Below are 25,080 nucleotides of genomic sequence, written 5' to 3'. Positions count from 1 at the left end.
ACATGAAAACCCTTGCTCACATTTTACACTTTTTTCATATGAAAGTAAAAACTTTAGAAAGAACCATCTGAGGATCGGATTGCTTTATGAGAAATGAGTCGATGTGAGTGATTTGAAATGGCTGAATCCTGAGCATAATTGAATAGCCGATTTCTCTTGAAAGAATGGTTTAGGTGTTTCGTTGCGGTGAAGATCTAGACTATTAGGTGCAGGGAGAGGATAAAAAAGCCAATTTTTCGTCATGCGCATGTCTACGTAGACGATGTAAAGTTGATCGTTATTTAAGAGAGGTGCTATCATATGCCTACATGAAATGTAAAAAAACCACAATTCCTGTGAAACATTTCATGTGGGCATTCGTATGAATGAAGTGAGATAAAAAGGAGGAGAAAAAGATGAATGCGAAAAGATGGGTAGCGCTAATTATTGCACTTGGTGTTTTCGGATTTTCAATTGTGATTAGTGTCACGATGGCCTTGTTCGATAGCTTCAATGACAATAAAATGAGCTATCAATTCGGGGATGAAATAGAAGAGAAGGTACTAGAGAATGGCAGCGGTGCAGGCAAGATTGCTGTTCTTGAGATTAATGGAACCATTCAAGATAATGGCGGCGCATCGAGTCTATTAGGCGGAGAAGGTTATGATCATCGTGCATTCCTCAAGGAACTAGATAAAGCGAAAGAGGATGCTTCTGTAAAAGGTGTACTTCTGCGCGTAAACTCTCCTGGCGGCGGTGTCTATGAAAGTGCTGAAATACATAAAAAATTAGAAGAAGTGAAAAAAGCGAAGAAGCCGATTTACGTATCTATGGGTTCAATGGCAGCTTCTGGCGGCTACTACGTGTCAACTCCAGCGAAGAAAATCTTTGCTTCACCTGAAACATTAACAGGGTCGTTAGGGGTCATCATGCAAAGCTTGAATTATTCTAAGCTCGCAGATAATCTGGGTATTAAATATGAAACAATTAAGAGCGGGAAATTCAAAGATATCATGTCTCCAAACCGTGATATGACAAAAGATGAGCGCAACATCATGCAAAGCATGGTCGATAACTCTTATGAAGGATTTGTCAAAGTGATCTCTGAAGGACGCGGCATGTCAAAACAGGAAGTCAAGAAAATTGCCGACGGCCGAGTATATGACGGGACACAGGCAAAATCGAACGGATTAGTCGATGAGCTTGGGTATTATGAAGATGCATTAAAAGCGATGAAGAAAAATGAAAAAGGCTTAAAAGGAGCAACAGTGGTCAGCTATTCTCAAAGCTTTGGCTGGAACTCTCTCTTCAACATGAGTGCAAGCAAGCTCTTTAAAAGCGAAATTGATTTTCTGAATTTAAAAGAAACACTGGCTGGCTCAAATGGGTCTAAACCGATGTATCTCTATTCAAAATAAAGGAGGGATCATAGATGGATTCTACATTCGATGAAGTAAGCGAAAGCCGCAGCCAAGAGGAAGAATCGAAGCCGGCCTTTGTGAAGCGCGCTTCAATTGAAGCACAGGCGTTTGCAGGTTTTTGGATTAGATTTTGGGCATTTATTCTTGATTGGCTCGTCGTCTGGGGTGTAAACCATTTGACGGTTTCTCCAATCTTTAGTCTGTTTGGCTGGTCCAAAGGAGGGGGATGGTTTTCTCCATTTTCCGTCACAACGACGATTGTATTCCTCCTTTATTTCGCCATCATGACGAAAATCTTTCAACAAACACTTGGCAAGATGGTGTTTGGAATTAAAGTGGTCTCACTTCAGCCTGAGAAGAAGCTGGCATGGGATGTTATTTTCTTTAGAGAGATTGTGGGACGCTACATTAATACGATCTTTATTCTCTATGCTATCGTTGGGTTCTCACCGAAAAAGCAAGGGGTTCATGATTACTTTGCCGATACGGTGGTCGTCCATGAACATTTATATGAAAAAACAGAATCAAACGTATAATCAGAGGAGTTTGGCCGGGTACCGGTCAAACTCTTTTTTGTTGATTGGGTATAAAATCCAGAATGAGAGCCATAATCGTAGGGGAAGCATCATTTGTTATGGAGGAAGTGAGCACAGTGCTTTACGTTTGGATCGCAGCGTTTTTGCTTCTTGTGATCTTGTTGATTTTCATGAAAGTAACCATTTCGCTGGACTATTCGCATACAAACGACAATGACCACATTGCACTGAAGGTCATCACCTTATATGGATTGGTCAGACTCAAAAAAGATATTCCGATGGTGAGGGTCAATCCAGAAGACCAAACGATTGATATTCGTGAAAAGAAAATGGAAAGCGCTAAAAACCCTGATCACGAAAAAGAATCGATGCATAAAAAAGTAGGAAAGCGTGATATGAAGCAAATCCTTCATCAAATGGAGCGCATCACAAAAGAGATTGTCGATTTAAACCGGATCATGCGCAAATTCTTCATTCACATAAGGGTTGTCTCATTTCACTGGTCGACATGGATCGGCTTTCATGACGCCGCTTTAACAGGTGTAGCAGCCGGCGGTGTGTGGTCAGTGAAAGGAGCACTGCTAGCCTTTATGCAGGAGCATCTCACCTTTAAGCATAAACCGGTGTATGAAGTCATTCCGGCCTTTCAGCACAATGTGTCACAGACTCAGTTTACATGTATAGCATATTTTCGTATTGGACATGCTATGCTTGCAGCCATTCGTTTACTTGTCCATTGGTTAAAAGGGAGAAAGGCGAGAAAAAGTGCCTCTCTTCAAGCAACGAAGAATGAATCATCTGTTTAAGGAGGAACCCGAAAATGGCAGATCATCCAATCCAAGGTCTCATGAAGACAGCGATGGAAAACTTAAAAGAAATGATAGATGTGAATACAATCATCGGCGATCCAGTCGAAACCCCTGACGGCAGTGTCATCCTCACTGTGTCAAAGGTTGGTTTTGGATTTGCAGCCGGCGGCAGTGAATTTAACGGGAACCAAAAGAAAGAAAAACGTTCTGATGAACAGGAACGAAAAGAACCGAGACTCCCATTTGGCGGCGGAAGCGGCGGCGGGGTGTCGATTACACCAATCGCCTTCTTAATTGTAGGAACAAACGGAGTTCGAATGCTTCATTTGGATGAACACACACATCTGCTCGATAAAATATTGGATTCTGCTCCTCAAGCAATTGAACGTCTTCAGCACATGTTTAAGAAGGATGAGCGGGAGCACCGTCACAAAGAACGAAAACTAGATGACATAGACCTTTAAAAAGTTAGCTGCGCTGCAGTTAACTTTTTTTGCAAAATGGACGATTAGGCTTTGCAGTTTTTTGCTTTCTCTACTATGATAGAACCATACATTTGAAAAGGGAGGAATTGTTTTGGCATCGATCACATTTAAAGGAAGTCCTGTCACGCTTGTAGGAAATGAAGTAAAAGTAGGCGAGCAGGCTCCTGATTTTACGGTTTTAACGAACTCACTTGGAGAAGTTTCACTTTCTGATTTAGCAGGAAAAGTGACGATCATCTCAGTGATTCCTTCTATTGATACAGGTGTGTGTGACGCACAAACAAGACGTTTCAATGAAGAGGCAGCCGGTTTAGGTCCGGTCAATATTTATACGATTAGTGCAGACCTTCCATTTGCACAAGCACGCTGGTGCGGAGCAAACGGAATTGAAAATGTTGAAACATTATCTGATCACAGAGATATGTCATTTGGTGAAGCATTCGGAGTATATATGAAAGAATTGCGTTTATTGGCGCGCGCAGTCTTCGTATTAGACCCTAACGGAAAAGTGGTTTACACTGAATACGTAAGTGAAGCAACGAATCACCCAAATTATGAAAAAGCCATTGAAGCTGCAAAATCACTGTTATAAAAGCAGCATCGACAAGAGCTCCGGCTTCAACCTGGGGCTCTTTTCAATGAGAACATATAGCTTTTAGCAAAGCGAGGAGAGAAAAGCATTGCAGAAAGATCAAGTAAGTACTATTTTTGAACTGCTCGATACAGCTTCTATTCGATTAAAAAAGGAACAGAGCATTTCCTATATTGAAGCATTGGCAGAAGCAGGAGAAGCCTTTTTCCAAGCAAATGATCGAAACGGTTTATTAAAGGATTTAATAGAGAAAGCAGATTTTGCTTCTTATGATCATGAGCAGATTCGTAAAGCGTTTCAGCTCGCCGTATTGAAAGGTCAAAAGGACATTTCTCATCCAAATCGCCAGATGACACCAGATACGATTGGACTGTTTGTCAGCTATTTGGTGAATAAATTTTTAGAAGGTCAAAAAGAGCTTGTTGTCTTTGATCCAGCAGCGGGAACAGGAAACTTACTGCTTGCTGTCTTAAACAATCTCACGGCAGAAACAAAGCGCGGCTTTGCGTCTGAAATTGATGATGTGCTCATTAAAATTGCTTGGGCACAGGCGAATTTAGAAGAGAAAGAAGTCGAGCTTTTCCACCAGGACAGTCTTGAGCCGCTTCTGATCTCACCAGTGGATGTCACTGTATGCAGCCTGCCAGTCGGCTATTATCCAAATGATGAGCGTGCAGCGGACTTTGAATTAAAGGCAAAAGAAGGACATGCCTTTGCCCATTATTTATTCATTGAACAAAGCCTGCGATACACAAAAGAAGGCGGCTTCTTATTCTTCATCATTCCAAACGACTTGTTTGAAGGGAAAGAGAGCGTACAATTAAAGGATTTTATCAAAGATCATGCGTATATGAATGCGTTAATTCAGCTGCCAGTGTCCATGTTTAAGGACAAAAAACACGCCAAAAGCTTATTTGTGATGCAGAAGAAAAAAGAAGGGCTGGAAGCACCAAAACGGATGCTGTTTGCCAATCTGCCGTCTTTCTCACAGAAGGAAGCAATGGTCGGTGTGATGAGAAAATTAGACCAGTGGTTTATAGAAGAAAAAGAAACGAAGGAATAGCCAGAGTGATTTCTGGCTATTTCAGCGTGTAGACAAACCCTCGCATTCGCCCGCAGGTCTGCGCTCCGGTGCTCACGAATCCCAAATTCGCTCTGCTCCGGTGCTCGCCCTTCCTAGAGCTGCAAAGGTTTTCTATCACGCTGAAAAGAAAACAAAGAGCTAAAATAAAAATCATTTTAGCTCTTTGTCAATAATCTGGATATTTTACTATTCAGAAAATAACGACTTATTGATGTAAGCGATAACAGTTTGAAGGTGCACTTGAAATGCAAAGTTTTCAATGTTTAAATGAAAAAGTCAGATATTTTTCGGACTTATCGTTAAACTATAAAAGACCCGTCAAACAGGTTGAATATAGCACCGGAAAAAACGTGAAACCTTATATAACAACTGAGTAAAAGGAGCGACAGTAATGTCCAAAATTATTGCAATCAACGCAGGAAGCTCATCTCTTAAATTCCAATTGTTCGACATGCCAGAAGAAACCGTTCTAACAAAAGGGCTTGTTGAAAGAATCGGAATGGACAACAGTATCTTCACGATTTCTGTAGATGGAGAAAAGAAAACAGAAGTGACAGATATTCCAGATCACGCAGTAGCGGTCAAAATGCTGCTTGAAAAACTAACTGAATTTCACATCATCAAAGACTTTAATGAAATTGATGGCGTAGGACACCGCGTTGTTCACGGCGGAGAGAAATTCAGCGATTCTGTTCTTTTAACTGATGAAGTGATCAATGACATTGATCAGCTTTCAGAGCTTGCACCACTTCACAACCCTGCAAACGTTGTAGGAATCAAAGCATTCAAACAAATTCTGCCTGACGTACCAGCGGTTGCTGTGTTCGATACAGCATTCCACCAAACTATGCCAGAGCAGTCTTACCTATATAGCCTTCCGTACGACTACTACAAAAACTTTGGTATTCGTAAATACGGATTCCATGGGACAAGCCACAAGTTCGTTACAGAGCGTGCGGCAGAGCTATTAGGCCGTCCGCTAGAAGAGCTTCGTCTGATTTCTTGCCACCTTGGAAATGGTGCGAGTATTGCAGCAGTTGAAGGCGGAAAATCAATCGATACATCCATGGGCTTTACACCACTTGCAGGTGTTGCAATGGGTACACGTTCTGGTAACATTGACCCTGCCCTTATTCCGTTTATTATGGAAAAAACAGGACATACTGCTGAAGAAGTGCTTTCTACTTTGAATAAGAAGAGTGGTCTTTTAGGTGTGTCTGGTCTGTCAAGTGACCTTCGTGATATCGAAGAAGCAACAGAAGAAGGAAACGACCGTGCAGAAGTTGCTCTTGATATTTTTGCGAGCCGTATTCATAAATATATCGGTTCTTATGCAGCAAGAATGAATGGCGTAGATGCGATCATCTTCACAGCTGGAATCGGTGAAAACAGTTCAGAAGTAAGAGCACGTGTACTTCGTGGTCTAGAATTCATGGGCGTTTACTGGGATCCTTCCTTAAACAATATGAGAGGCGAAGAAGCATTCATCAGCTATCCGCACTCTCCTGTAAAAGTGATCGTCATCCCAACAAACGAAGAAGTAATGATTGCAAGAGACGTTATGCGTTTAGCGTAATCAAGTTTGAAAAGCTCTTTTCCAATAAGGAAAAGAGCTTTTTTCTGTTGAAAGCAGCATGCTATAATGTTGTCCAATATGAAGCAAAAAGGAGCGGTGCGAAAGATGAGCGTGACAGAACATAAACGTGAGGCGAAAGAAAGGCTTTATATGAAAGTCATTACGGTCAGTGATACAAGAACAAAAGATACAGATAAAAGCGGCCGTCTGATGATTGATTTGCTCAAAGAACAGGGACATCTTGTTCTTGCATACGATATTGTAAAAGATGATATAGGATCGATTCAAGACGCTGTGCTGGAAGGAACAAGCGAACCGAAAATAGATGCCGTCTTGTTAAATGGCGGAACAGGGATTGCCGCAAGGGATGTGACCATTGAAGCGATCACCCCTCTTTTTTCCAAGGAACTGCCTGGCTTTGGTGAAATCTTCCGCATGCTCAGTTATACAGAAGACATAGGTTCAGCTGCTATTTTATCCAGGGCAACGGCAGGGGTCGTCAATCAAAAGGCTGTCTTTGCCACGCCGGGATCTACCGGAGCCGTTCGTTTAGCCATGACCAAACTGGTGATTCCAGAGCTTCCTCATGTCTTACGAGAGCTTGAAAAGGATCAAAAATAGCCCAAAATGACTCTGCCAAGAAAATTTGGCAGAGTTTTTTTCATAAAGGGGTTGAAAAAACAATTTTTCCTTGTTACAGTGTATACATACTAAATGCATGTTTATAAATTGAAACTTATTTTTATGCAAAAACATTCACAGAATCAAAACAAGCGAGAGGAGCTTTTTAATCATGTCACAAAATAAAAAAGTCGTATTAGCATATTCCGGAGGTCTTGATACCTCTGTTGCAGTTAAATGGTTACAAGAGCAAGGATACGAAGTCGTTGCTTGCTGCCTTGACGTAGGTGAAGGAAAAGACTTGGCATTCGTTCAACAGAAAGCACTTCAAGTTGGAGCAGTTCAATCATACATGATTGACGCAAAAGAAGAATTTGCTGAAAAGTTCGCACTCACTGCATTACAAGCACACACAATGTATGAAGGAAAATATCCACTAGTATCTGCACTATCCCGTCCGCTTATTGCAAAAAAATTAGTGGAAGTGGCAGAAAAAGAAAATGCAGTAGCCGTCGCTCATGGATGTACTGGAAAAGGGAACGACCAAGTTCGTTTCGAAGTATCCATTAAAGCATTAAATCCAGACCTAGAAGTTCTTGCGCCAGTGCGTGAATGGAAATGGTCTCGTGATGAAGAAATCGATTATGCACAAAAACACGGTATTCCAATTCCGATTAACTTAGACAGCCCATATTCAATCGACCAAAACCTTTGGGGCAGAAGTAACGAATGTGGCATTTTAGAAGATCCTTGGGCTGCGCCGCCAGAAGGTGCATACGATCTGACAAATCCACTTGAAAAAACGCCTGACACACCTGAAATCATTGAAATCACGTTTGAAAAAGGAAAACCGACAGCCATTGACGGTATCCAGTATTCATTATCTGATCTCATCCTTCATTTAAATGAAGTCGCTGGACAGCATGGTGTTGGCAGAATCGATCACGTTGAAAACCGTCTTGTCGGCATCAAATCTCGTGAAGTGTACGAATGCCCAGGTGCTGTCACACTTCTAAAAGCGCATAAAGAGCTTGAAGACTTAACACTTGTCAAAGAAGTCGCACACTTTAAACCAATCGTTGAACAAAAAATGGCTGAATTAATATACAACGGCTTATGGTTCTCACCGCTTAAAGAAGCACTAGATGCATTCTTACAAGAAACACAACAGAACGTAACGGGTGTTGTACGTGTGAAACTATTTAAAGGTCATGCCATTGTAGAAGGACGTAAATCACCATATTCACTTTATGATGAAAATCTAGCCACTTATACAAAAGCAGATGAATTCGATCATGATGCAGCTGTAGGATTTATTAATCTTTGGGGCTTACCGACAAAAGTAAACAGCATCGTGAATAAAAAGGAGCAGGTTAAAGCATGAAAAAGCTTTGGGGAGGCCGATTTCAAAAAACACCAGAAAAATGGGTCGATGAGTTTGGCGCGTCCATTCATTTCGACAAACAATTAGTCAAAGAAGATCTGACCGGCTCCCTTGCTCATGCAAGTATGCTGAATAAATGCGGTATCCTCGATGATGAGGAAGCCGCTGCCATCAAAGACGGGCTGAATACGCTCATGAAAAAGGCAGAGGCGGATGAACTGGAATTCTCAGTGGATTATGAGGACATTCATTTAAACCTTGAAAAAATGCTCATTGATGAGATTGGTCCGCTTGGCGGCAAATTGCACACAGCGAGAAGCCGGAATGATCAGGTCGCAACTGATATGCACTTATATTTGAATAACCAAGTCGAGCATATCATTGAACTGATCTCTTCCTTTCAAACGGTGCTTGTAGAAAAGGCAGAACAGCACGTTGAAACGATTTTTCCAGGATATACGCACCTGCAGCGTGCACAGCCTATTTCGTTTGCCCATCATATGCTCGCCTATTTTTGGATGCTTGAGCGTGACAAAGCGCGTTTCCAAGATTCATTAAAGCGAATTAACGTGTCTCCACTTGGATGCGGAGCGTTAGCAGGAACGACATTCCCGATTGATCGTGAATATACAGCAGAGCAGCTTGGCTTTGACCATATTTACGAAAACAGCCTCGATGGTGTGAGTGACCGGGATTTCATTTTAGAGTTTTTGTCTAATAGCAGCCTTGTGATGATGCACCTCTCACGTTTTTGTGAGGAAATCATTTTATGGTGCTCGCAAGAATTTAAATTCATTGAACTTGATGACACGTATGCAACAGGCAGCAGCATGATGCCGCAGAAGAAAAACCCGGATATGGCTGAATTAATCCGCGGGAAAACAGGCCGTGTGTATGGCAACCTGATGGGGCTTCTCACGATTATGAAAGGCTTACCGCTTACGTATAACAAAGACCTGCAAGAAGATAAAGAAGGCATGTTTGATACAGTGAAAACCATCGCTGGCAGCCTGCAAATCTTCACAGGCATGATTCAAACGATGACAGTGAACAAAGATATCATGAAAAAGGCAACAAAAGAAGATTTCTCAAATGCGACAGAAGTGGCAGACTACCTTGCGAAAAAAGGCATGCCATTCCGTGAAGCACACGAAATCGTTGGCAAGCTTGTGTATACATGTATTCAAAAAGGTATCTATCTAAGTGATCTTCCTTTTGAAACATTTACAGAAGCAAGCGATCTTTTTGAACAGGACATTTACACTGTTCTTGATCCATATGTTGCGGTTGAAAAAAGAACAAGTGCAGGCGGAACTGGATTCAAACAAATTCAGCTCGCTTTAGAAAAAGCAAAGGCCTGCCTGGCATAACTGATCAAAACCATTCGTTTATACGGATGGTTTCAGCGTGTAGACAAACCCTCGCATTCTTTGTCAGGTCTGCGCTTCGGTGCTCACGAATGTCAAATTCGCTCCGCTCCGGTGCTCGTCCTTCCTAGACTGCAAAGGTTTTCTATCACGCTGAAAAGAAGACAAAGGGCTAAAATCAAAATCATTTTAGCCCTTTGTCAACAATCTGAACCATTCGTTTATACGGATGGTTTTTTTGTCATGGAAAAAGGAGATTGATGATCATTGGAGAAATGAAAGCATACCTGCGTCAAGCAGAAGAGGGAGTGACAGCAGATCATGAAGAAAACGCTTGAGGCTTTGTTTCATCAACCAATCGTATCAGTGAAAACGTTAGGAGAACAATATGACGGACGGGCTAATGATGTGTGGCTGATCTCCTTACAAGATAAAACGGAATATGTAGTCAAATCTCCTAAAACTGCAAGAGAAGAAAGTGAATTTGTTTCTGGGATCAAATTGATCTATGGAGTAGATGACCGTACTGTAGAAGAGCATATCGATCAAATCAATCAAAAGCTGTCTCATACGAATTCCTTTCATATTCCAAAAGTTGTTCGTAAAGTGAAGAAGGCAGGGAGACATTTTTATGTAATGGAAAAAGTAGAAGGAACACCTTGTACATCTTTTGAGGGACGTTCATCAGACTTTTATAAGGATTATGGGAGGAAACTAGCACATCTTCATTCATATCGTACTGACTTTTTTGGTGCAGTCTACGGAGCTGAAAAGAAGCATTTGAGAGAATTCCATGCTGTGTTAAAAAAGGCTGTATTCAAACTCATAGGCCGCTATTACGCTGATCAGCATGAATTTCACTGTTATGCAGAAATTGTGCTGCAAAAGATGGAAAAGCTAAAGCCCCCTGATTCAGCAAGTCTCATTTTAATTGATGTAGATCCGTCTCAATATATTGAAAAAGATGATCAAGTGACAAGTTTAGTTGATACAGAATATGTCGTATATGGACCAGCTGCGTTTGATTTTATTGCATTGGAATACCTTTTGACGAAAGAAGCTGCCCGCAATGTTCAATTGGGCTATGAAGAGATTTGCCCGCTTCCTCGTGATCTTCATGAGGTGAGAGAGTGCTATCGTTTTGTTTCTCTGCTGCTCGATATCCATGGCTCATGGGATTTGAAAATGTGGATGAATCACCCTATATTGTTTGACTCATATCGATAAAGGGTTCATAAGTGCGCCAGATGCCGGTTTATAGTAAAGTAAAGATAACAAAAGAAACACATGAACTTGCAACCTTTGCTTTAGGAGGAGATTGTGTGCGACACGCATTAATAACAGCGGGTTCTAAAGGACTTGGCCGGAAAGTTACCGAGTCTTTACTGAATATGGGGTATTCTGTGACAGTGAATTATCGAAGTGATGATGAAGCTGTCCGACAGATGAAAGAAGAATTACACCAGTACGAAGATAAGCTTCAATTTGTCCAAGGTGATGTGACAAAAAAAGAAGATTTAAAAAACATGGTAGAGCTGGCAGCAGAGCGATTTGGACGGATTGATGCCTTGATTAACAATGCCGGTCCTTATATTTTTGAACGAAAAAAACTGGCGGATTACTCTGAAGATGAATGGTATCAAATGATAGAAGGCAACCTATCAGCAGTATTCCATTTGTTCCGAATGGTCATCCCAACGATGAGAAAACAAGGCTTTGGCCGCATTATCACTTATGGCTTCCAAGGTGCAGACCATGCGCCAGGCTGGATGCACAGATCAGCCTTTGGAGCGGCAAAAGTGGGTCTTGCGTCATTGACGAAAACCATTGCGATTGAAGAGGCCGAAAATGGCATCACTGCTAATATGGTTTGTCCAGGCAAAATCGTTGGAGACATGAAAGAATCGACAATAGAGAAAGCCCGTCAAATCAAAGACGATGAAACGCCGATAGGCAGGTCTGGCACTGGAGAGGATATAGGGCGTATCATCTCATTTCTATGTGATGACCGTTCAGATCTCATTACAGGGACCGTCATTGAAGCAACAGGTGGTCTTAACGTCATTCACAGGCATTAAGTTTTTCAGCTTTTTACAGAGGGAATAAATGATATGAGATCAAAATTGAAAGGTGGATATACTACATGAAAGCTACATATCATGGACATTCAGTTGTACACATTGAAACAAACGGATATCATATTTGGATTGACCCATTTTTAAATGGAAATAAGCACACAGAGATCAAACCGCAAGATGTGAAAGCGGATGTCATTTTACTGACACATGGACATGGAGATCACCTTGGTGACACCATTGAAATTGCTAAAAATAATGACGCTCTCGTCGTTGCGCCAAATGAGCTTGCCGTTTATTTAAGCTGGCAAGGGGTGAAAACGCACCCGCTTCATATCGGCGGCGGACGTGAGTTTGAATTTGGTAAAGTGAAGCTCACGCAAGCGTTTCATGGTTCAGCTGTCATTGATGAAGAAACGAAAACAATTACGTATACAGGGATGCCATCAGGTATTTTATTTACCGCAGAGGGCAAAACAATTTATCATGCTGGAGACACTGCACTCTTTTCAGATATGAAGCTGATCGGTGAACTGAATCATATTGAGCTCGCATTCCTTCCAATTGGTGATAACTTCACAATGGGACCAGAGGATGCAAGAATCGCAGCAGAATGGCTGCGGGCAAAACAGGTCGTTCCGATTCACTACAGCACATTCCCGCCAATTGAACAGGACCCGCATGCATTTGCAGACAGCCTGCATGGCGGCGTCGGTCATGTGTTAAACAGCGGGGAATCAATCGAAATTTAATCCTCATATGAAAAAAGCTGGCACACAAATGCCGGCTTTTTTTATTTGCCTTCATCTGCCGAAAGAAAAGACAAATTGCTATTAAAAGCCTCCTGCCCTTATAATGAAACATAGATGAAAACGCTGAAAACAAAAAGGGTGAACGGGATTGGCGACAAAGCATGAGCAAATTTTATCGTATATTGATTCATTAGATGTCGGAGAGAAAATTTCTGTCCGGCGCATAGCGAAAGAAATGAAAGTGAGTGAAGGTACCGCTTACCGGGCCATCAAAGATGCTGAAAATAAAGGATTCGTCAGTACCATTGAACGCGTCGGCACCATTCGAATTGAGCAAAAGAAAAAAGAAAATATTGAAAAACTCACATATGCAGAAGTGGTCAATGTTATTGATGGTCAGGTCCTTGGAGGACGCGCCGGCTTACATAAAACGTTAAATAAATTTGTTATCGGAGCGATGGAGCTGGACGCAATGATGCGCTATACGGCTGCTGGCAACCTACTCATCGTCGGAAACCGGATCAATGCCCATAGGCAGGCATTAGAGGCAGGGGCGGCTGTGCTGGTCACAGGCGGATTCTCAACAGATGATGAAATCATTCAGCTCGCAGATGAGCTGGAGCTGCCGATTTTATCGACAAGCTACGATACATTTACCGTAGCGGCTCTCATTAACAGAGCCATTTATGACCAATTAATTAAAAAAGAAATTGTGCTTGTAGAAGATATTTTAACGCCGATTGAACGCACCGTGTATTTATCACCAGAGGATAAGCTTGAAAAATGGTATGAAAAGAATTATGAAACTGGCCACGGCCGTTTCCCGGTCGCAGATGATCAAATGAAGATTCACGGAATCCTTACCTCAAAGGATATTGCGGGGCATGACCGTTCCACACCGATTGAAAAAGTGATGACGAAAAATCCGCTGACGGTCATTGGCAAGACATCTGTCGCCTCAGCTGCACAAATGATGGTGTGGGAAGGCATTGAGGTGCTGCCAGTTGTGGATGATCATGCGAAGTTGATCGGTATGATCAGCCGTCAGGATGTGCTCAAGGCGCTCCAAATGATTCAAAAGCAGCCGCAGGTCGGAGAAAAGCTGGATGATGTTGTCTCAAGAGGATTTAAAGAAGCCGATACAGAGAAACCAAAAGCGGATGCGGTTTATCAATACGAGGTTACCCCGCAAATGACGAACCAGCTTGGAAACATTTCATATGGGGTGTTCACACAAATTTTAATCGAATCTGCCAACCGCTTCTTAAAATCTCATAAAAAGGGCGAACTGATCGTCGAGAGTCTCTCTGTCTATTTCTTAAAACCGGTCCAAATGGAATCCACAATCCAGATTAAGCCGAATATTTTAGAAGTAGGACGCAAGTTTGGAAAGCTGGAAGTGGAGGTTTATCACCAATCGAATATCGTAGGCAAAGCGATGCTGATGGTGCAGCTGATGGAAAGAGGATAATGATAAAAAGGGCGAACTCATGTCGCCCCTTTCCTTATTACGCGTGATCTTTTTCGCCTTCCTTTAAAAAGAGCGGAAGATAATGCTTGTAGGCTTTATACCCAGCCCATGTACTGCCGATACCAACAGCAACAAAAATAAATCCGATGACAAATGCGAGTGACGAGCGGTTTAAAAATAATTGATTCACACCGAAGAGCAGGACAAAGCAGCCAAGGGCCATACTGGATTTCGCCGACCAGAATTTTTTCTCGACTGGCCGGTTCGTACGGACATTTTTTGCTTTGTAGTATAAATAAAACATGGCAGAACAAATAATAAACACAATCAAAACAAGCATGTGCCAAGCCTCCATTGTAAGTGGTTACAACCCTATTTTAAACGTAAATAGGCTTGCTTACTAGAATAAATTGTCTATTCCTCACTTTTCCGTCACGATAGATTATGATTTAATAATAAAAAGAGTATCGCATGAGAAGGAGTTTTTATGAAAAAAGAACTGATTAGAACCATATCATTATATGACACCATCATCATCCATAGACATGTAAGACCAGATCCTGATGCGTATGGATCGCAGTGCGGCCTTACGGAAATCTTGCGTGCCACCTATCCAGAAAAAAATATTTATGCGACAGGAACGCCTGAGCCATCCCTTTCATTTTTATATGAACTCGATGAGGTACCAGATGACGTGTATAAAGGGGCCCTTGTCATTGTCTGTGATACAGCCAATCAAGCAAGAATCGATGATCAGCGCTATTTAATGGGCGATAAGCTGATGAAAATCGACCATCACCCGAATGAAGATCCTTATGGTGATTTGCTTTGGGTGGATACAGAGGCAAGCTCTGTGAGCGAGATGATTTATGAATTGTACTTAGAGGGGAAAGAAGAAGGATATCAGCTGAATACAAAGGCAGCTGAATTGATCTATGCCGGCATTGTAGGAGACACAGGCCGCTTCCTTTTCCCAAACACAACGAAAAAGACACTCAAATATGCAGGGGAACTTATCGAATATCCATTTTCATCTTCAGATCTTTTCAATCAATTGTATGAGACAGATTTGAATGTCGTGAAATTAAATGGCTATATTTTTCAACATATTTCTTTGTCAGAGAACGGGGTTGCATCTGTTTTCATTAAGCGTGAAATTTTGGAATCGTTCCAAACAACAGCGCAGCAGGCCTCACAGCTTGTTGGGACACTAGGGAATATTGCAGGCATTAAGGCATGGGTCTTTTTTGTGGAAGAAAACGATCAGATTCGTGTGAGATTCCGCTCTAAAGGCGTCGTCATTAACACCATTGCGAAAAAATATCATGGAGGCGGCCACCCGCTTGCAGCCGGTGCGTCCATTTATGATTGGGCAGTAGCAGATGAGATTTTGCGTGATTTAGAGGAAGTATGTAAATCATCATCATAAGAGAGGAGGGATATGAAGTCCCTTCTCTCTTTTTTGTTATGGAGAAAAGGATTACTTGCATACAGGGATAAACCAGCAGCCGATGTCTGTTGAATCTTCATAGGCTTGGAGATTTTGATGCTTTAATTCTTTTTTAATTAAATGAGCCATCATTTCTGTCTCAGCATAAGCACACATGCCGTCTTTGATCCGGCTTGCTTTGTCTCGTGCCATTTGACGATAGCTGTAAACCTCCATTGTCCTCACCTCTTTCTATTTAAGATCTCGTTCTACTTTTAGTGTATAAAAATGAAGCGTGAAAAGCGATCATTGAGGGCAGAAATTCATAAAAATTCCACAACCTCTTTATTCAGCAAATGAAATACGTACTTCAAGTGAAAGCTTCGTATAAATTGTCAGCTCTGTCACTTTCGCGCGATATGCCTTTTCCCGAATGGTATATTCTTTATTTTCCACTGTCCGTTTTAGTAATTCCTTTGTTTTATAGACACTTTCAATATCTTTTGTAATGACTTCTGAGATATCCTCCTTGACCTGATCTTCAAACTTTAGCGTATCTGGCTCTGGGATTTTATATTGCTCACGATTCACGAGATGAACATCTACGCTTTGGATCAGCAGCCGCTTCTTATTATCCTCATTTAACTTATGCAAATCTTCCCGATAGAGTGTGATTTGTTCTTTCAGACTGTCCATATGATGCTGCTGGCTTCTCAGCAGTGTCACTTGCTTTTCCTGAAAGGTTCCGTATGTAAAGAGAAAAATAAGCCAGCTTATAATCGCACCAAACATCATTCCTGCAAAAAAACGCTGCCAGCCTGGGCGTTTATACAGCTCCGGCACCCTCATGATGACACATGCTCCTGGGTGAGCCACGTAATAATGAGATACCCTGTTTGTGCACCGCCCATGGCAGAGATAATTAATAAAATCTGCTTGAAAATATCACGTGTGTTTCCTTCGAAAATGCCTCGTTCAAAGCTATAAACAGCATCAAATGTTCCGCCGATAGCGGCGACAAGCGCCCAAATCTTTAAACGGTTGGCAAGACTAGTAATAATGGATAAAGGCGGCTGACCAGATAAATAAGCACCAACACCGCCTATGATAGCACCACCCAAAATGACCCCAAGGGCGATAAAGTAACAGCTGATAAAATTCGGAATAAAAGCTTCCTTCACATCCATTTTGTCCACCTCACTCTATTCAATATATGGCGTGTTCTGGACAAGTATGAACGGACAGAAAAGAAAGAACATTTGTTTCTCATCGCATCGCGTTTTATAATGAAAGAATGACTTTAGACGAAAGGAGTGGATTAAGCATGTCTTATGTTCATCTTCAGGTCCACAGTGGATACAGCTTGTTAAGCAGTGCAGCTAAAGTAAAGGAGCTTGTGCTGAAAGCAAAAGAACTTGGCTGCAAGGCGCTCGCTCTTACCGATGACCATGTGATGTATGGCACGGTTGAATTTTATAAGGAATGTAAAAAACATGGCATCAAGCCGGTTATCGGTTTAACAGCTTCTGTCTTCATAGATGAACAAGAGACAGAGGCTTATCCCTTGGTACTCCTTGCAAAAAACAATGAAGGCTATCAAAACCTAATCAAAATCAGCAGTGTGCTGAAATCAAAATCAAAAGCCGGATTGAAAGAGAAATGGCTCAAAAGCTATCACCGCGGTCTCATTGCCATCACACCAGGCGCATCTGGGTATATTGAAACGCTTTTGCAGCATGATCAGTTAGAAGAAGCGCGTGAAGCCGCTAAACAATTGAAGCATATATTCGGCGAGGGACATGTGTATATCTCACTTCAGCCATTTCAGCAGGACGAATCGCTCGCCGGCAAACTGCGGGACGTCTCACAAAGTACAGACATTCCTCTTGTTGCGACGGGTGATGTTCACTATATCAATCGAGAAGACAAAATGGCTTATACGTGCTTAAAAGCGATCAAAGCAGGTAAGCAGCTTTCAGAGATAGAGGAAGACCGAGGAGAAAAGCATTTCAGGTCCTTTGAAGAAATGTTGGAATGGTATAGAGATAATCAAGAGCTGCTGACAAGAACGGTGGAGATTGCAAACCGCTGTGAAGTTGATTTAAATCTTGGGCAGACAAAACTCCCATCTTACCCGACTCCTGATCAATCAACAGCAGATCAGTTTTTACGCAGAATGTGCGCAGAAGGGATGAAGCAAAGAAAGCTTGCTTCGAATGACATGTATGTCAAAAGGCTTGAATATGAGCTGAGCATTATCCAAAAAATGAATTTCAGTGATTATTTTCTCATTGTGTGGGATTTTATGAAATATGCGCATGACAAAGGGATTGTCACAGGCCCTGGACGGGGATCAGCAGCGGGTTCACTTGTTGCATACGTTCTGTTTATTACGGATGTCGATCCGCTCCGTCACGGTCTTTTATTTGAGCGTTTCTTAAATCCAGAGCGAATCAGCATGCCAGATATTGATATTGATTTCCCCGACACGAGAAGAGATGAAATCATTTCTTATGTAAAAGACAAATACGGAGATATGCATGTGGCGCAAATTGTCACGTTTGGAACACTGGCAGCAAAAGCTGCTTTAAGGGATGTTGGACGTGTGATGGGAATTGATTCAAAGGCAGCGGACCGTCTTGCCAAGCTGATTCCATCAAAGCCAGGAACGACGCTGAAAGAAGCGGTGACTGCATCTTCTGAATTAAAAACGATGCTTCAGCAATCCGATGAGCTTCGAAAGGTCTTCCAAACTGCTTTAAAGGTAGAAGGCTTGCCAAGACACACCTCGACACATGCAGCTGGCGTTGTGCTGAGCGAGGAACCGCTGACAGAGGTCGTTCCCATTCAAGACGGCCATGAAGGTGTGTATTTAACGCAGTATGCGATGAATTATTTAGAAGATCTCGGACTGTTAAAGATGGATTTCTTAGGACTAAGAAACTTAACATTAATTGAATCCATTAAAAACCAGATTGAAAGACAGGAAAACGTCCACATTAACTTTAGTGACATATCATATGAGGATCAGAAAACGTTTGAATTGTTATCCGCAGGAGATACAACTGGAATATTCCAGCTTGAATCACAGGGGATGCGTCAGGTGCTAAGGCGCCTGAAGCCGTCTAGTTTAGAAGATATCGTGGCGGTCAATGCTCTCTATCGTCCAGGTCCAATGGAAAATATCCCTCTTTTTATCGACCGAAAGCATGGCAGAGTCAAAGTCTCTTATCCTCATCCTGATTTGTATGACATATTAAAGGATACATATGGGGTCATCGTCTATCAGGAGCAAATCATGCTGATTGCAGCGAAAATGGCTGGATTTCAGCTGGGCGAGGCAGATCTATTAAGAAGAGCTGTTTCAAAGAAGGATAAAAAGGTCCTGGATGAAGAGCGAAGCCATTTTGTTGAAGGATGCCTAAAAAAGGAGTATCCTGTTAACATTGCAAATGACGTTTATGACTTAATCGTCAAATTTGCAAACTATGGTTTTAATAGAAGCCATGCTGTTGCATATAGCATGATTGGCTTTCAGCTTGCTTATTTAAAAGCGCATTATCCGTTATATTTTATGTGCGGTCTTTTAACGAGTGTAATTGGAAATGAAGACAAAATTGCTCAATATTTCTATGAGGCGAAGGAAAAAGGGATATCTGTGTTGAAGCCTTCTATTAATAAGAGTGAGTTTCCATTTACGGTTGAAAAAGGGGAGATCCGCTACAGCTTAAGAGCGATCAAAAATGTCGGAGTGTCAGCTGTAAAGGATATATACAGAGCAAGACAGGAAAAGCCGTTTGAAGATTTATTTGATTTTTGCGCAAGAGTATCACCAAAGAGTGTCAACCGAAAAACGATTGAAGCGCTCATTTTTTCAGGGGCGATGGATGAATTTTATCCCAATCGTGCTTCGTTATTAGCATCGATAGATATTGCGTTAGATCACGTGTCATTTTTAAATCCAGAGGATCAGCTGGACTTTCTTGGGGATACAACCTTCTCCATTAAGCCAAAATATGCGGAGATAGAAGAAATGCCGCTTGTTGATCTCCTGCAATTTGAAAAAGAGGCACTCGGGTTATATTTATCAAATCATCCAGTACAAGCGTACCGAGACCGCTTAAGAGAGAATGGTGCAGTGGAAATCATCAGACTTTCTTCCTATATTAAGCGTAAAATCTCAATGGGTGGTCTTTTGACAAAAGTGAAATCGATTCGGACAAAAAATGGACAATCGATGGCATTTGTTACATTTGGGGATGAAACGGGAGAAATGGAAGGCGTCGTCTTTCCAGAGCAATTTAGAAAGCTGTCCCCCTTACTTGAGGAGGGCAACATGCTTTATGTTGAAGGCAGAGTAGAGGTCAGAAATGACAGCAGTCAAATCATCGTGCAAGAAGCTGCTTTACTGGAAGAGATGGATGCAAAAAGAAAAGAGTCTGTCTACATTCGTGTGAAAGAAGAGAATCATACGCAGGAGCTGCTAGAGCAAGTAAAACGAATCCTTTCGATGCACAGCGGAGGAGCAGATGTCTATTTGTATTATGAGAAGCAAAAAAAGACGATGAGACTTCCAGATGCATACAAAGTTCATGCAGATCATGCTGTAATTTTCCAGTTAAAAGAGCTGCTCGGTGAACAAAACGTTGTGATTAAATGATGACAAATCGCCTGAATATGTTTTACAAATTCACCTATTGTGTTATCATTTTAAAGATTCTGTTTATTTAAAACTGCCAGTATGTGCTTATCAACTTAGCAAATCATTAAATCATTTTCCACTTGAAGGAGTGTTCATCACATGTCATTAAGAGAAGAAGCATTACATATGCACAAAGAGAATCAAGGCAAACTCGAATCAAAATCAAAAGTACAAGTGAAAAATGCGAAAGACTTGAGCTTGGCTTATTCACCTGGTGTTGCAGAACCATGTAAAGATATTTATGACGACACAAGCAAAGTGTATGATTATACAATGAAAGGCAATATGGTCGCTGTTGTCACAGACGGAAGCGCTGTTTTAGGACTTGGAAATATCGGTGCAGAAGCATCTCTTCCAGTAATGGAAGGGAAAGCTGTATTATTCAAAAGTTTTGCAGGCGTAGATGCCTTCCCAATCGCGCTTGCAACAAACGATGTAGACAAAATCGTTGAAACAGTGAAGCTTCTTGAGCCGACTTTTGGCGGTGTGAACCTTGAAGATATTGCAGCGCCTAACTGCTTTATCATCGAAGAGCGCTTGAAAAAAGAGACAAACATTCCAGTTTTCCACGATGATCAGCACGGAACAGCGATTGTGACAGTAGCAGGACTTGTGAATGCACTGAAGCTATCTGGAAAATCCATGTCTTCAATTAAAGTAGTGGCAAACGGCGCCGGAGCAGCAGGGATTGCGATTATCAAGCTTCTTTATCATTTCGGTGTACGTGATATCATTATGTGTGATACGAAAGGTGCTATTTACGAAGGCCGCCCGAACGGTATGAATGCAGTGAAAAACGAAGTAGCTAAATTCACGAACCAAGACCGCAAAGAAGGTTCATTAGAAGAGGTCATTGAAGGCGCAGATGTCTTTATCGGGGTTTCTGTAGCAGGCGCTTTAACAAAAGAAATGGTTGGAAAAATGGCAAAAGATCCTGTCATCTTTGCTATGGCTAATCCAAATCCAGAGATCATGCCAGAAGATGCACATGCAGCAGGAGCAAGTGTTGTAGGAACTGGCCGTTCTGACTTCCCGAACCAAGTGAACAACGTACTGGCATTCCCAGGAATTTTCCGCGGAGCATTAGATGTACGTGCAACTCACATTAACGAAGAAATGAAAATCGCAGCTGTTGAAGCGATTGCGTCTCTTGTTTCAGATGAAGAATTGTCAGCTGAATATGTTATCCCTGCACCATTTGATGCACGCGTAGCACCAGCGGTAGCAAAAGCGGTGGCAAAAGCAGCAATGGAAACTGGCGTTGCAAGAATCAAGGTCGACCCAGAAGCTGTCGCTGAAAAAACAAGAAAATTAACGATTATCGGCGAATAATCAACTGGAAAAGTGTGCACGTTCTTTCTGAAACTGGAGAAAAACGTGCACCATTTCCTCTCTTACGCGAAAATTTTTTCATCCGGAATGAGATTTTTTTGTAGACGTTCACAATTCAAACATATCAACTGCTCAGCGCCCCAAACACATACTCATTTCTCATCAATTCCCCACTGAAAAAATTGAATGAAGGATGACAGCGTTTGACAAAAAAAGTACAATAGTTTCGGTACAGTTATGACATGTCCTATAATAGTGGATGTGCGTGTAAAGAAAAAACCCTTCAAAAAGGGAGGTAGTCATTTGTCAATCAAGAATATTTTCAGTAAAAAGAAAAAATATGCATCTGTACCCTCTGAACAGGCAAGTCAAGATGTGCCTGAAGGCATCATGACCAAATGTCCGCAATGTAAAAAAATAATGCTCACCAAAGAACTAGATAAAAATTTACGTGTTTGTATGAATTGCGGCAGACATTTGCAAATGAATGCAAAACAGCGTATTGAAAGCCTTGTAGATGAAGGCACATTTGAAGAATTTAACGGGCACCTCATTTCATCAAACCCGCTCGGTTTTCCAGGCTACGAAGAAAAGCTTGAGAAAGACAGAGAAAAAACATCTTTGAATGAAGCCATTGTCACAGGTAAAGGTGAAATTGAAGGCCAAAGTGCTGTGATTGCTGTCATGGATGCCACGTTCCGTATGGGCAGCATGGGATCCGTTGTTGGTGAAAAGATCACGCTGGCGATCGAGAAAGCAAAAGCGGACAAGGTACCATTTATTATCTTTACTGCTTCTGGCGGAGCGAGAATGCAAGAGGGAATTCTTAGTCTCATGCAGATGGCAAAAACAAGTTCAGCATTAAAACTGTTCAGCGAGGATCAAGGTTTGATTATCTCTGTGATGACGAACCCAACAACTGGCGGTGTATCAGCTAGTTTTGCGTCTCTCGGTGATTACAATTTTGCAGAACCTGGTGCTTTAATTGGTTTTGCAGGCCGCAGAATCATTGAACAAACGATTCGTGAAGACCTGCCAGAGGACTTCCAGACGGCTGAATTTTTAATGAAACATGGACAGCTTGATGCTGTGATTCATCGTGCAGAAATGAAAGAAACACTAGGCCGAATCTTAGCGCTACACAGCACAGGAGGTGAACGAGAGTGGCTGGAGAACTAGAATTTGAAAAACCTGTCATTGAACTTCGAGCGAAAATTGATGAACTGAAAAAGTTCACACAAAACTCAGAAATGGATTTAAGTGCAGAAATTGAGCGCCTTGAAACACGTCTGAGCAAGCTTGAAGCAGACATTTATACAAATTTAAAGCCGTGGGACAGAGTGCAGATTGCTCGGCATGCGATGCGCCCAACAACTCTCGATTACATTCAAGAGCTGTTTGACAACTTTTTCGAATGTCACGGTGACCGTTTTTATGGTGATGATGAAGCGATCGTTGGAGGAATTGCCACGTTTAAAGGGCTTCCTGTCACGGTTATTGGCCATCAGCGCGGTAAAGATACAAAAGAAAACTTGCGCCGTAATTTCGGAATGCCTCATCCAGAAGGCTACCGTAAAGCGCTGCGCTTGATGAAACAAGCAGATAAATTTAATCGCCCGATCATTTGCTTTATTGATACAAAAGGAGCTTATCCTGGTAAAGCAGCTGAAGAGCGCGGACAAAGTGAAGCAATTGCGAAAAACCTATTCGAAATGGCAGGACTTCGTGTACCGGTTGTCTGTATTGTCATTGGAGAAGGCGGAAGCGGCGGTGCACTAGGCTTAGGCGTAGGGAACCACCTATTCATGCTAGAAAACTCAACATATTCAGTGATTTCACCTGAAGGTGCAGCAGCACTGCTCTGGAAGGACTCATCACTTGCGAAAAAAGCTGCAGAATCAATGAAAATTACCGCTCCAGACCTAAAAGAATTAGATATTATAGATGATGTTATTAAAGAAGTGCAAGGTGGAGCACATCGAGACGTGAAACAACAAGCAGCTTACATGGAAAAAACATTAAAACAGTCACTTACATCTTTGCTCAAACTAACGCCTGAAGAACTAGTCGAACAAAGATATGAAAAATACAAAGCAATCGGGAAAGTCTCGATTGAAAATCAATATATTGGGGTAAACTAAATAAACGTACAGCCTTTTTGGCTGGCGTTTATTTTTTTCATCTTTTTTCATGAAAACCGTCTTCATGTAAGCGCTATTTGAAAATAATTTTCTTTTGTTTTCATAAAATTTGAAACGTCTGAAAACCTTGATATGACAAGGTTTATAGCACTTGCCTTTACAGATTTCAGAGAGATTTGCTTTCACGACGTTCTTAACTTTTGTTTAAAAACGGTTTATTTAATTGTATAATAAGTACGGTTTTAGAAATTCGTATTGAAAACATCCAAATTTGCTCATGATTGTTTTCAAGCAGTGGAAATGGTATGTTTAATTCATATATGGTCTCTGAGGTGAAAAAGATGAAGCGTATAGGAGTTTTAACAAGCGGTGGGGATTCCCCAGGAATGAATGCAGCTGTGCGCGCAGTTGTAAGGAAAGCAATTTACCATAATGTTGAAGTTTACGGTATTTATAATGGATATTCAGGTCTAATTAACGGTAAAATTGAGAAACTCGAAATAGGTTCAGTAGGCGATATCATTCATCGTGGAGGAACAAAACTTTACACGGCAAGATGTCCTGAATTCAAGACAGTTGAAGGTCGTGAAAAGGGAATTGAAAACTTAAAAAAATTCGGTATTGAAGGACTTGTAGTCATTGGTGGAGACGGGTCATTTATGGGAGCAAAGAAATTAACAGAGCTCGGTTTTCCATGTGTAGGTGTTCCAGGCACGATTGACAACGATATTCCAGGTACTGATTTCACTATTGGCTTTGATACAGCACTGAATACTGTCATTGATGCCATTGATAAAATTCGTGATACAGCTACATCTCATGAACGTACATACGTAGTGGAAGTAATGGGAAGACATGCTGGTGATATTGCTCTTTGGTCAGGTCTTGCGGGCGGAGCCGAATCTATTTTGATTCCTGAAGCAGACTATGACATGGACGAAATTATTGCTAGGTTAAGAAGAGGTCACGAACGCGGCAAGAAGCATAGTATCATCATCGTTGCAGAAGGCGTAGGCAGCGGTGTTGAATTTGGTAAGCGGATTGAAGAGGAGACAAGCCTTGAAACACGTGTATCTGTCTTAGGGCATATTCAGCGCGGAGGTTCTCCGAGTGCGTTTGACCGTGTACTGGCAAGCCGTTTAGGAGCATATGCAGTCGAGCTTCTTCTTGAAGGACAAGGCGGACGCTGTGTAGGCATTCAAAGCAATGAACTCGTTCATCACGATATTTTAGAAATCTTAGATAAAAAACATACAGTCGATAAAAATATGTACCGACTTTCACAAGAGCTCTCTATATAAAACGAGAAGACCTTAGGAGGAAC

At 41.7% G+C, this 25,080-nt stretch carries 24 protein-coding genes; 20 read left to right on the top strand and 4 right to left on the bottom strand.

The features are described 5' to 3' along the window. Window positions 1–395 precede the first annotated feature (395 nt). The 14 genes from sppA (at window position 396) to MHB67_RS13150 (ending at window position 14,152) form a co-directional block, all read left to right on the top strand. A complete protein-coding gene (gene sppA, locus MHB67_RS13215; protein ID WP_024424813.1) occupies window positions 396–1,397 on the top strand; it encodes a signal peptide peptidase SppA in 1,002 nt (333 codons plus the stop codon). 14 nt (window positions 1,398–1,411) lie between these two features. Next, window positions 1,412–1,936 (top strand): RDD family protein, encoded by a 525-nt coding sequence (locus MHB67_RS13210; RefSeq protein ID WP_024424812.1) that lies wholly within the window; start codon window positions 1,412–1,414, stop codon window positions 1,934–1,936. A gap of 98 nt (window positions 1,937–2,034) precedes the next feature. Continuing rightward, the gene (locus MHB67_RS13205) at window positions 2,035–2,742 is read left to right on the top strand and encodes a DUF2953 domain-containing protein (protein ID WP_073206972.1); all 708 of its coding nucleotides are present in this window, start codon (window positions 2,035–2,037) and stop codon (window positions 2,740–2,742) included. A gap of 14 nt (window positions 2,743–2,756) precedes the next feature. Further along, on the top strand, window positions 2,757–3,209 hold the full coding sequence (gene ytfJ / locus MHB67_RS13200) for a GerW family sporulation protein (RefSeq protein ID WP_007501733.1): 453 nt from the start codon (window positions 2,757–2,759) through the stop codon (window positions 3,207–3,209). A gap of 112 nt (window positions 3,210–3,321) precedes the next feature. Then, complete coding sequence (tpx, locus tag MHB67_RS13195) at window positions 3,322–3,822, top strand: thiol peroxidase (protein ID WP_024424810.1); 501 nt, start codon at window positions 3,322–3,324, stop codon at window positions 3,820–3,822. A gap of 88 nt (window positions 3,823–3,910) precedes the next feature. Further along, the gene (locus MHB67_RS13190; protein WP_047203773.1) at window positions 3,911–4,885 is read left to right on the top strand and encodes a class I SAM-dependent methyltransferase; all 975 of its coding nucleotides are present in this window, start codon (window positions 3,911–3,913) and stop codon (window positions 4,883–4,885) included. A 412-nt stretch (window positions 4,886–5,297) separates the two neighbouring features. After that, on the top strand, window positions 5,298–6,482 hold the full coding sequence (locus MHB67_RS13185; protein ID WP_024424808.1) for an acetate kinase: 1,185 nt from the start codon (window positions 5,298–5,300) through the stop codon (window positions 6,480–6,482). A gap of 105 nt (window positions 6,483–6,587) precedes the next feature. After that, window positions 6,588–7,103: a MogA/MoaB family molybdenum cofactor biosynthesis protein gene (locus MHB67_RS13180; RefSeq protein ID WP_342492559.1), complete on the top strand. Its 516-nt coding sequence runs from the start codon at window positions 6,588–6,590 to the stop codon at window positions 7,101–7,103. A gap of 172 nt (window positions 7,104–7,275) precedes the next feature. Next, the gene (locus MHB67_RS13175; RefSeq protein WP_342492558.1) at window positions 7,276–8,487 is read left to right on the top strand and encodes an argininosuccinate synthase; all 1,212 of its coding nucleotides are present in this window, start codon (window positions 7,276–7,278) and stop codon (window positions 8,485–8,487) included. Next, entirely contained in the window at window positions 8,484–9,857 is a 1,374-nt protein-coding gene (argH, locus tag MHB67_RS13170) for an argininosuccinate lyase (RefSeq protein ID WP_342492557.1), read from the top strand. Before MHB67_RS13175 ends, argH begins: the two co-directional genes overlap by 4 nt. 318 nt (window positions 9,858–10,175) lie before the next feature. Then, complete coding sequence (locus tag MHB67_RS13165) at window positions 10,176–11,081, top strand: aminoglycoside phosphotransferase family protein (protein WP_342492556.1); 906 nt, start codon at window positions 10,176–10,178, stop codon at window positions 11,079–11,081. Between the two features lie 95 nt (window positions 11,082–11,176). Then, a complete protein-coding gene (locus tag MHB67_RS13160) occupies window positions 11,177–11,932 on the top strand; it encodes an SDR family oxidoreductase (protein ID WP_034624202.1) in 756 nt (251 codons plus the stop codon). A 65-nt stretch (window positions 11,933–11,997) separates the two neighbouring features. Further along, on the top strand, window positions 11,998–12,681 hold the full coding sequence (locus tag MHB67_RS13155) for a metal-dependent hydrolase (protein WP_073206955.1): 684 nt from the start codon (window positions 11,998–12,000) through the stop codon (window positions 12,679–12,681). A gap of 148 nt (window positions 12,682–12,829) precedes the next feature. Then, window positions 12,830–14,152, top strand: coding sequence for a CBS domain-containing protein (locus MHB67_RS13150; protein WP_024424801.1), 1,323 nt, complete (start codon window positions 12,830–12,832; stop codon window positions 14,150–14,152). A 37-nt stretch (window positions 14,153–14,189) separates the two neighbouring features. On the opposite strand, the gene MHB67_RS13145 is transcribed toward MHB67_RS13150, so the two are convergent. Beyond that, window positions 14,190–14,492, bottom strand: a complete 303-nt coding sequence (locus MHB67_RS13145) for a YtpI family protein (RefSeq protein WP_003216665.1) — start codon at window positions 14,490–14,492, stop codon at window positions 14,190–14,192. A gap of 147 nt (window positions 14,493–14,639) precedes the next feature. On the opposite strand from MHB67_RS13145, the gene MHB67_RS13140 reads away from it, so the two are divergent. Next, on the top strand, window positions 14,640–15,581 hold the full coding sequence (locus MHB67_RS13140) for a bifunctional oligoribonuclease/PAP phosphatase NrnA (RefSeq protein WP_024424800.1): 942 nt from the start codon (window positions 14,640–14,642) through the stop codon (window positions 15,579–15,581). 51 nt (window positions 15,582–15,632) lie between these two features. On the opposite strand, the gene MHB67_RS13135 is transcribed toward MHB67_RS13140, so the two are convergent. From MHB67_RS13135 to MHB67_RS13125, 3 genes are all read right to left on the bottom strand, one after another. After that, window positions 15,633–15,818: a hypothetical protein gene (locus MHB67_RS13135; RefSeq protein ID WP_003216400.1), complete on the bottom strand. Its 186-nt coding sequence runs from the start codon at window positions 15,816–15,818 to the stop codon at window positions 15,633–15,635. A 108-nt stretch (window positions 15,819–15,926) separates the two neighbouring features. Further along, complete coding sequence (gene ytrI, locus MHB67_RS13130; protein ID WP_024424799.1) at window positions 15,927–16,430, bottom strand: sporulation membrane protein YtrI; 504 nt, start codon at window positions 16,428–16,430, stop codon at window positions 15,927–15,929. Further along, on the bottom strand, window positions 16,427–16,768 hold the full coding sequence (locus tag MHB67_RS13125) for a YtrH family sporulation protein (RefSeq protein WP_024424798.1): 342 nt from the start codon (window positions 16,766–16,768) through the stop codon (window positions 16,427–16,429). The genes ytrI and MHB67_RS13125 overlap by 4 nt, the downstream gene beginning before the upstream one ends. A 137-nt stretch (window positions 16,769–16,905) precedes the next feature. Here MHB67_RS13125 and dnaE point away from each other — a divergent pair, with 137 nt between their 5' ends. The 5 genes from dnaE to pfkA all read left to right on the top strand — a co-directional run bounded on the left by dnaE (window position 16,906) and on the right by pfkA (window position 25,057). Beyond that, complete coding sequence (gene dnaE, locus MHB67_RS13120) at window positions 16,906–20,241, top strand: DNA polymerase III subunit alpha (RefSeq protein WP_024424797.1); 3,336 nt, start codon at window positions 16,906–16,908, stop codon at window positions 20,239–20,241. 141 nt (window positions 20,242–20,382) lie between these two features. Next, the gene (locus MHB67_RS13115; protein ID WP_025092260.1) at window positions 20,383–21,615 is read left to right on the top strand and encodes a malic enzyme-like NAD(P)-binding protein; all 1,233 of its coding nucleotides are present in this window, start codon (window positions 20,383–20,385) and stop codon (window positions 21,613–21,615) included. A 303-nt stretch (window positions 21,616–21,918) separates the two neighbouring features. Then, on the top strand, window positions 21,919–22,794 hold the full coding sequence (gene accD / locus MHB67_RS13110) for an acetyl-CoA carboxylase, carboxyltransferase subunit beta (protein ID WP_024424796.1): 876 nt from the start codon (window positions 21,919–21,921) through the stop codon (window positions 22,792–22,794). Beyond that, window positions 22,779–23,756, top strand: a complete 978-nt coding sequence (gene accA, locus MHB67_RS13105; protein WP_024424795.1) for an acetyl-CoA carboxylase carboxyl transferase subunit alpha — start codon at window positions 22,779–22,781, stop codon at window positions 23,754–23,756. The genes accD and accA overlap by 16 nt, the downstream gene beginning before the upstream one ends. Before the next feature lie 341 nt (window positions 23,757–24,097). Beyond that, window positions 24,098–25,057, top strand: a complete 960-nt coding sequence (gene pfkA, locus MHB67_RS13100) for a 6-phosphofructokinase (protein ID WP_024424794.1) — start codon at window positions 24,098–24,100, stop codon at window positions 25,055–25,057. Window positions 25,058–25,080: the final 23 nt, after the last annotated feature.

It is taken from the genome of Bacillus sp. FSL H8-0516 (assembly GCF_038635285.1).
GTDB classification, from domain to species: Bacteria; Bacillota; Bacilli; order Bacillales; family Bacillaceae; genus Bacillus; species Bacillus safensis.
The sequence above is the reverse complement of the archived record's forward strand: the minus strand, read 5'-3'. Positions and strand labels throughout refer to the sequence as shown.

Excerpts from the sequence above, each read along its gene's own strand:
- MHB67_RS13165 (WP_342492556.1), top strand. The coding sequence starts at position 10,176 with ATGAAGAAAACGCTTGAGGCTTTGTTTCATCAACCAATCGTATCAGTG.
- MHB67_RS13155 (WP_073206955.1), top strand. The coding sequence starts at position 11,998 with ATGAAAGCTACATATCATGGACATTCAGTTGTACACATTGAAACAAAC.
- MHB67_RS13135 (WP_003216400.1), bottom strand. The coding sequence starts at position 15,818 with ATGGAGGTTTACAGCTATCGTCAAATGGCACGAGACAAAGCAAGCCGG.
- MHB67_RS13210 (WP_024424812.1), top strand. The coding sequence starts at position 1,412 with ATGGATTCTACATTCGATGAAGTAAGCGAAAGCCGCAGCCAAGAGGAA.
- ytrI (WP_024424799.1), bottom strand. The coding sequence starts at position 16,430 with ATGAGGGTGCCGGAGCTGTATAAACGCCCAGGCTGGCAGCGTTTTTTT.
- MHB67_RS13185 (WP_024424808.1), top strand. The coding sequence starts at position 5,298 with ATGTCCAAAATTATTGCAATCAACGCAGGAAGCTCATCTCTTAAATTC.
- MHB67_RS13125 (WP_024424798.1), bottom strand. The coding sequence starts at position 16,768 with ATGGATGTGAAGGAAGCTTTTATTCCGAATTTTATCAGCTGTTACTTT.
- MHB67_RS13180 (WP_342492559.1), top strand. The coding sequence starts at position 6,588 with ATGAGCGTGACAGAACATAAACGTGAGGCGAAAGAAAGGCTTTATATG.
- sppA (WP_024424813.1), top strand. The coding sequence starts at position 396 with ATGAATGCGAAAAGATGGGTAGCGCTAATTATTGCACTTGGTGTTTTC.
- MHB67_RS13145 (WP_003216665.1), bottom strand. The coding sequence starts at position 14,492 with ATGCTTGTTTTGATTGTGTTTATTATTTGTTCTGCCATGTTTTATTTA.
- dnaE (WP_024424797.1), top strand. The coding sequence starts at position 16,906 with ATGTCTTATGTTCATCTTCAGGTCCACAGTGGATACAGCTTGTTAAGC.
- MHB67_RS13205 (WP_073206972.1), top strand. The coding sequence starts at position 2,035 with ATGGAGGAAGTGAGCACAGTGCTTTACGTTTGGATCGCAGCGTTTTTG.
- ytfJ (WP_007501733.1), top strand. The coding sequence starts at position 2,757 with ATGGCAGATCATCCAATCCAAGGTCTCATGAAGACAGCGATGGAAAAC.
- argH (WP_342492557.1), top strand. The coding sequence starts at position 8,484 with ATGAAAAAGCTTTGGGGAGGCCGATTTCAAAAAACACCAGAAAAATGG.
- MHB67_RS13175 (WP_342492558.1), top strand. The coding sequence starts at position 7,276 with ATGTCACAAAATAAAAAAGTCGTATTAGCATATTCCGGAGGTCTTGAT.
- MHB67_RS13115 (WP_025092260.1), top strand. The coding sequence starts at position 20,383 with ATGTCATTAAGAGAAGAAGCATTACATATGCACAAAGAGAATCAAGGC.
- pfkA (WP_024424794.1), top strand. The coding sequence starts at position 24,098 with ATGAAGCGTATAGGAGTTTTAACAAGCGGTGGGGATTCCCCAGGAATG.
- MHB67_RS13140 (WP_024424800.1), top strand. The coding sequence starts at position 14,640 with ATGAAAAAAGAACTGATTAGAACCATATCATTATATGACACCATCATC.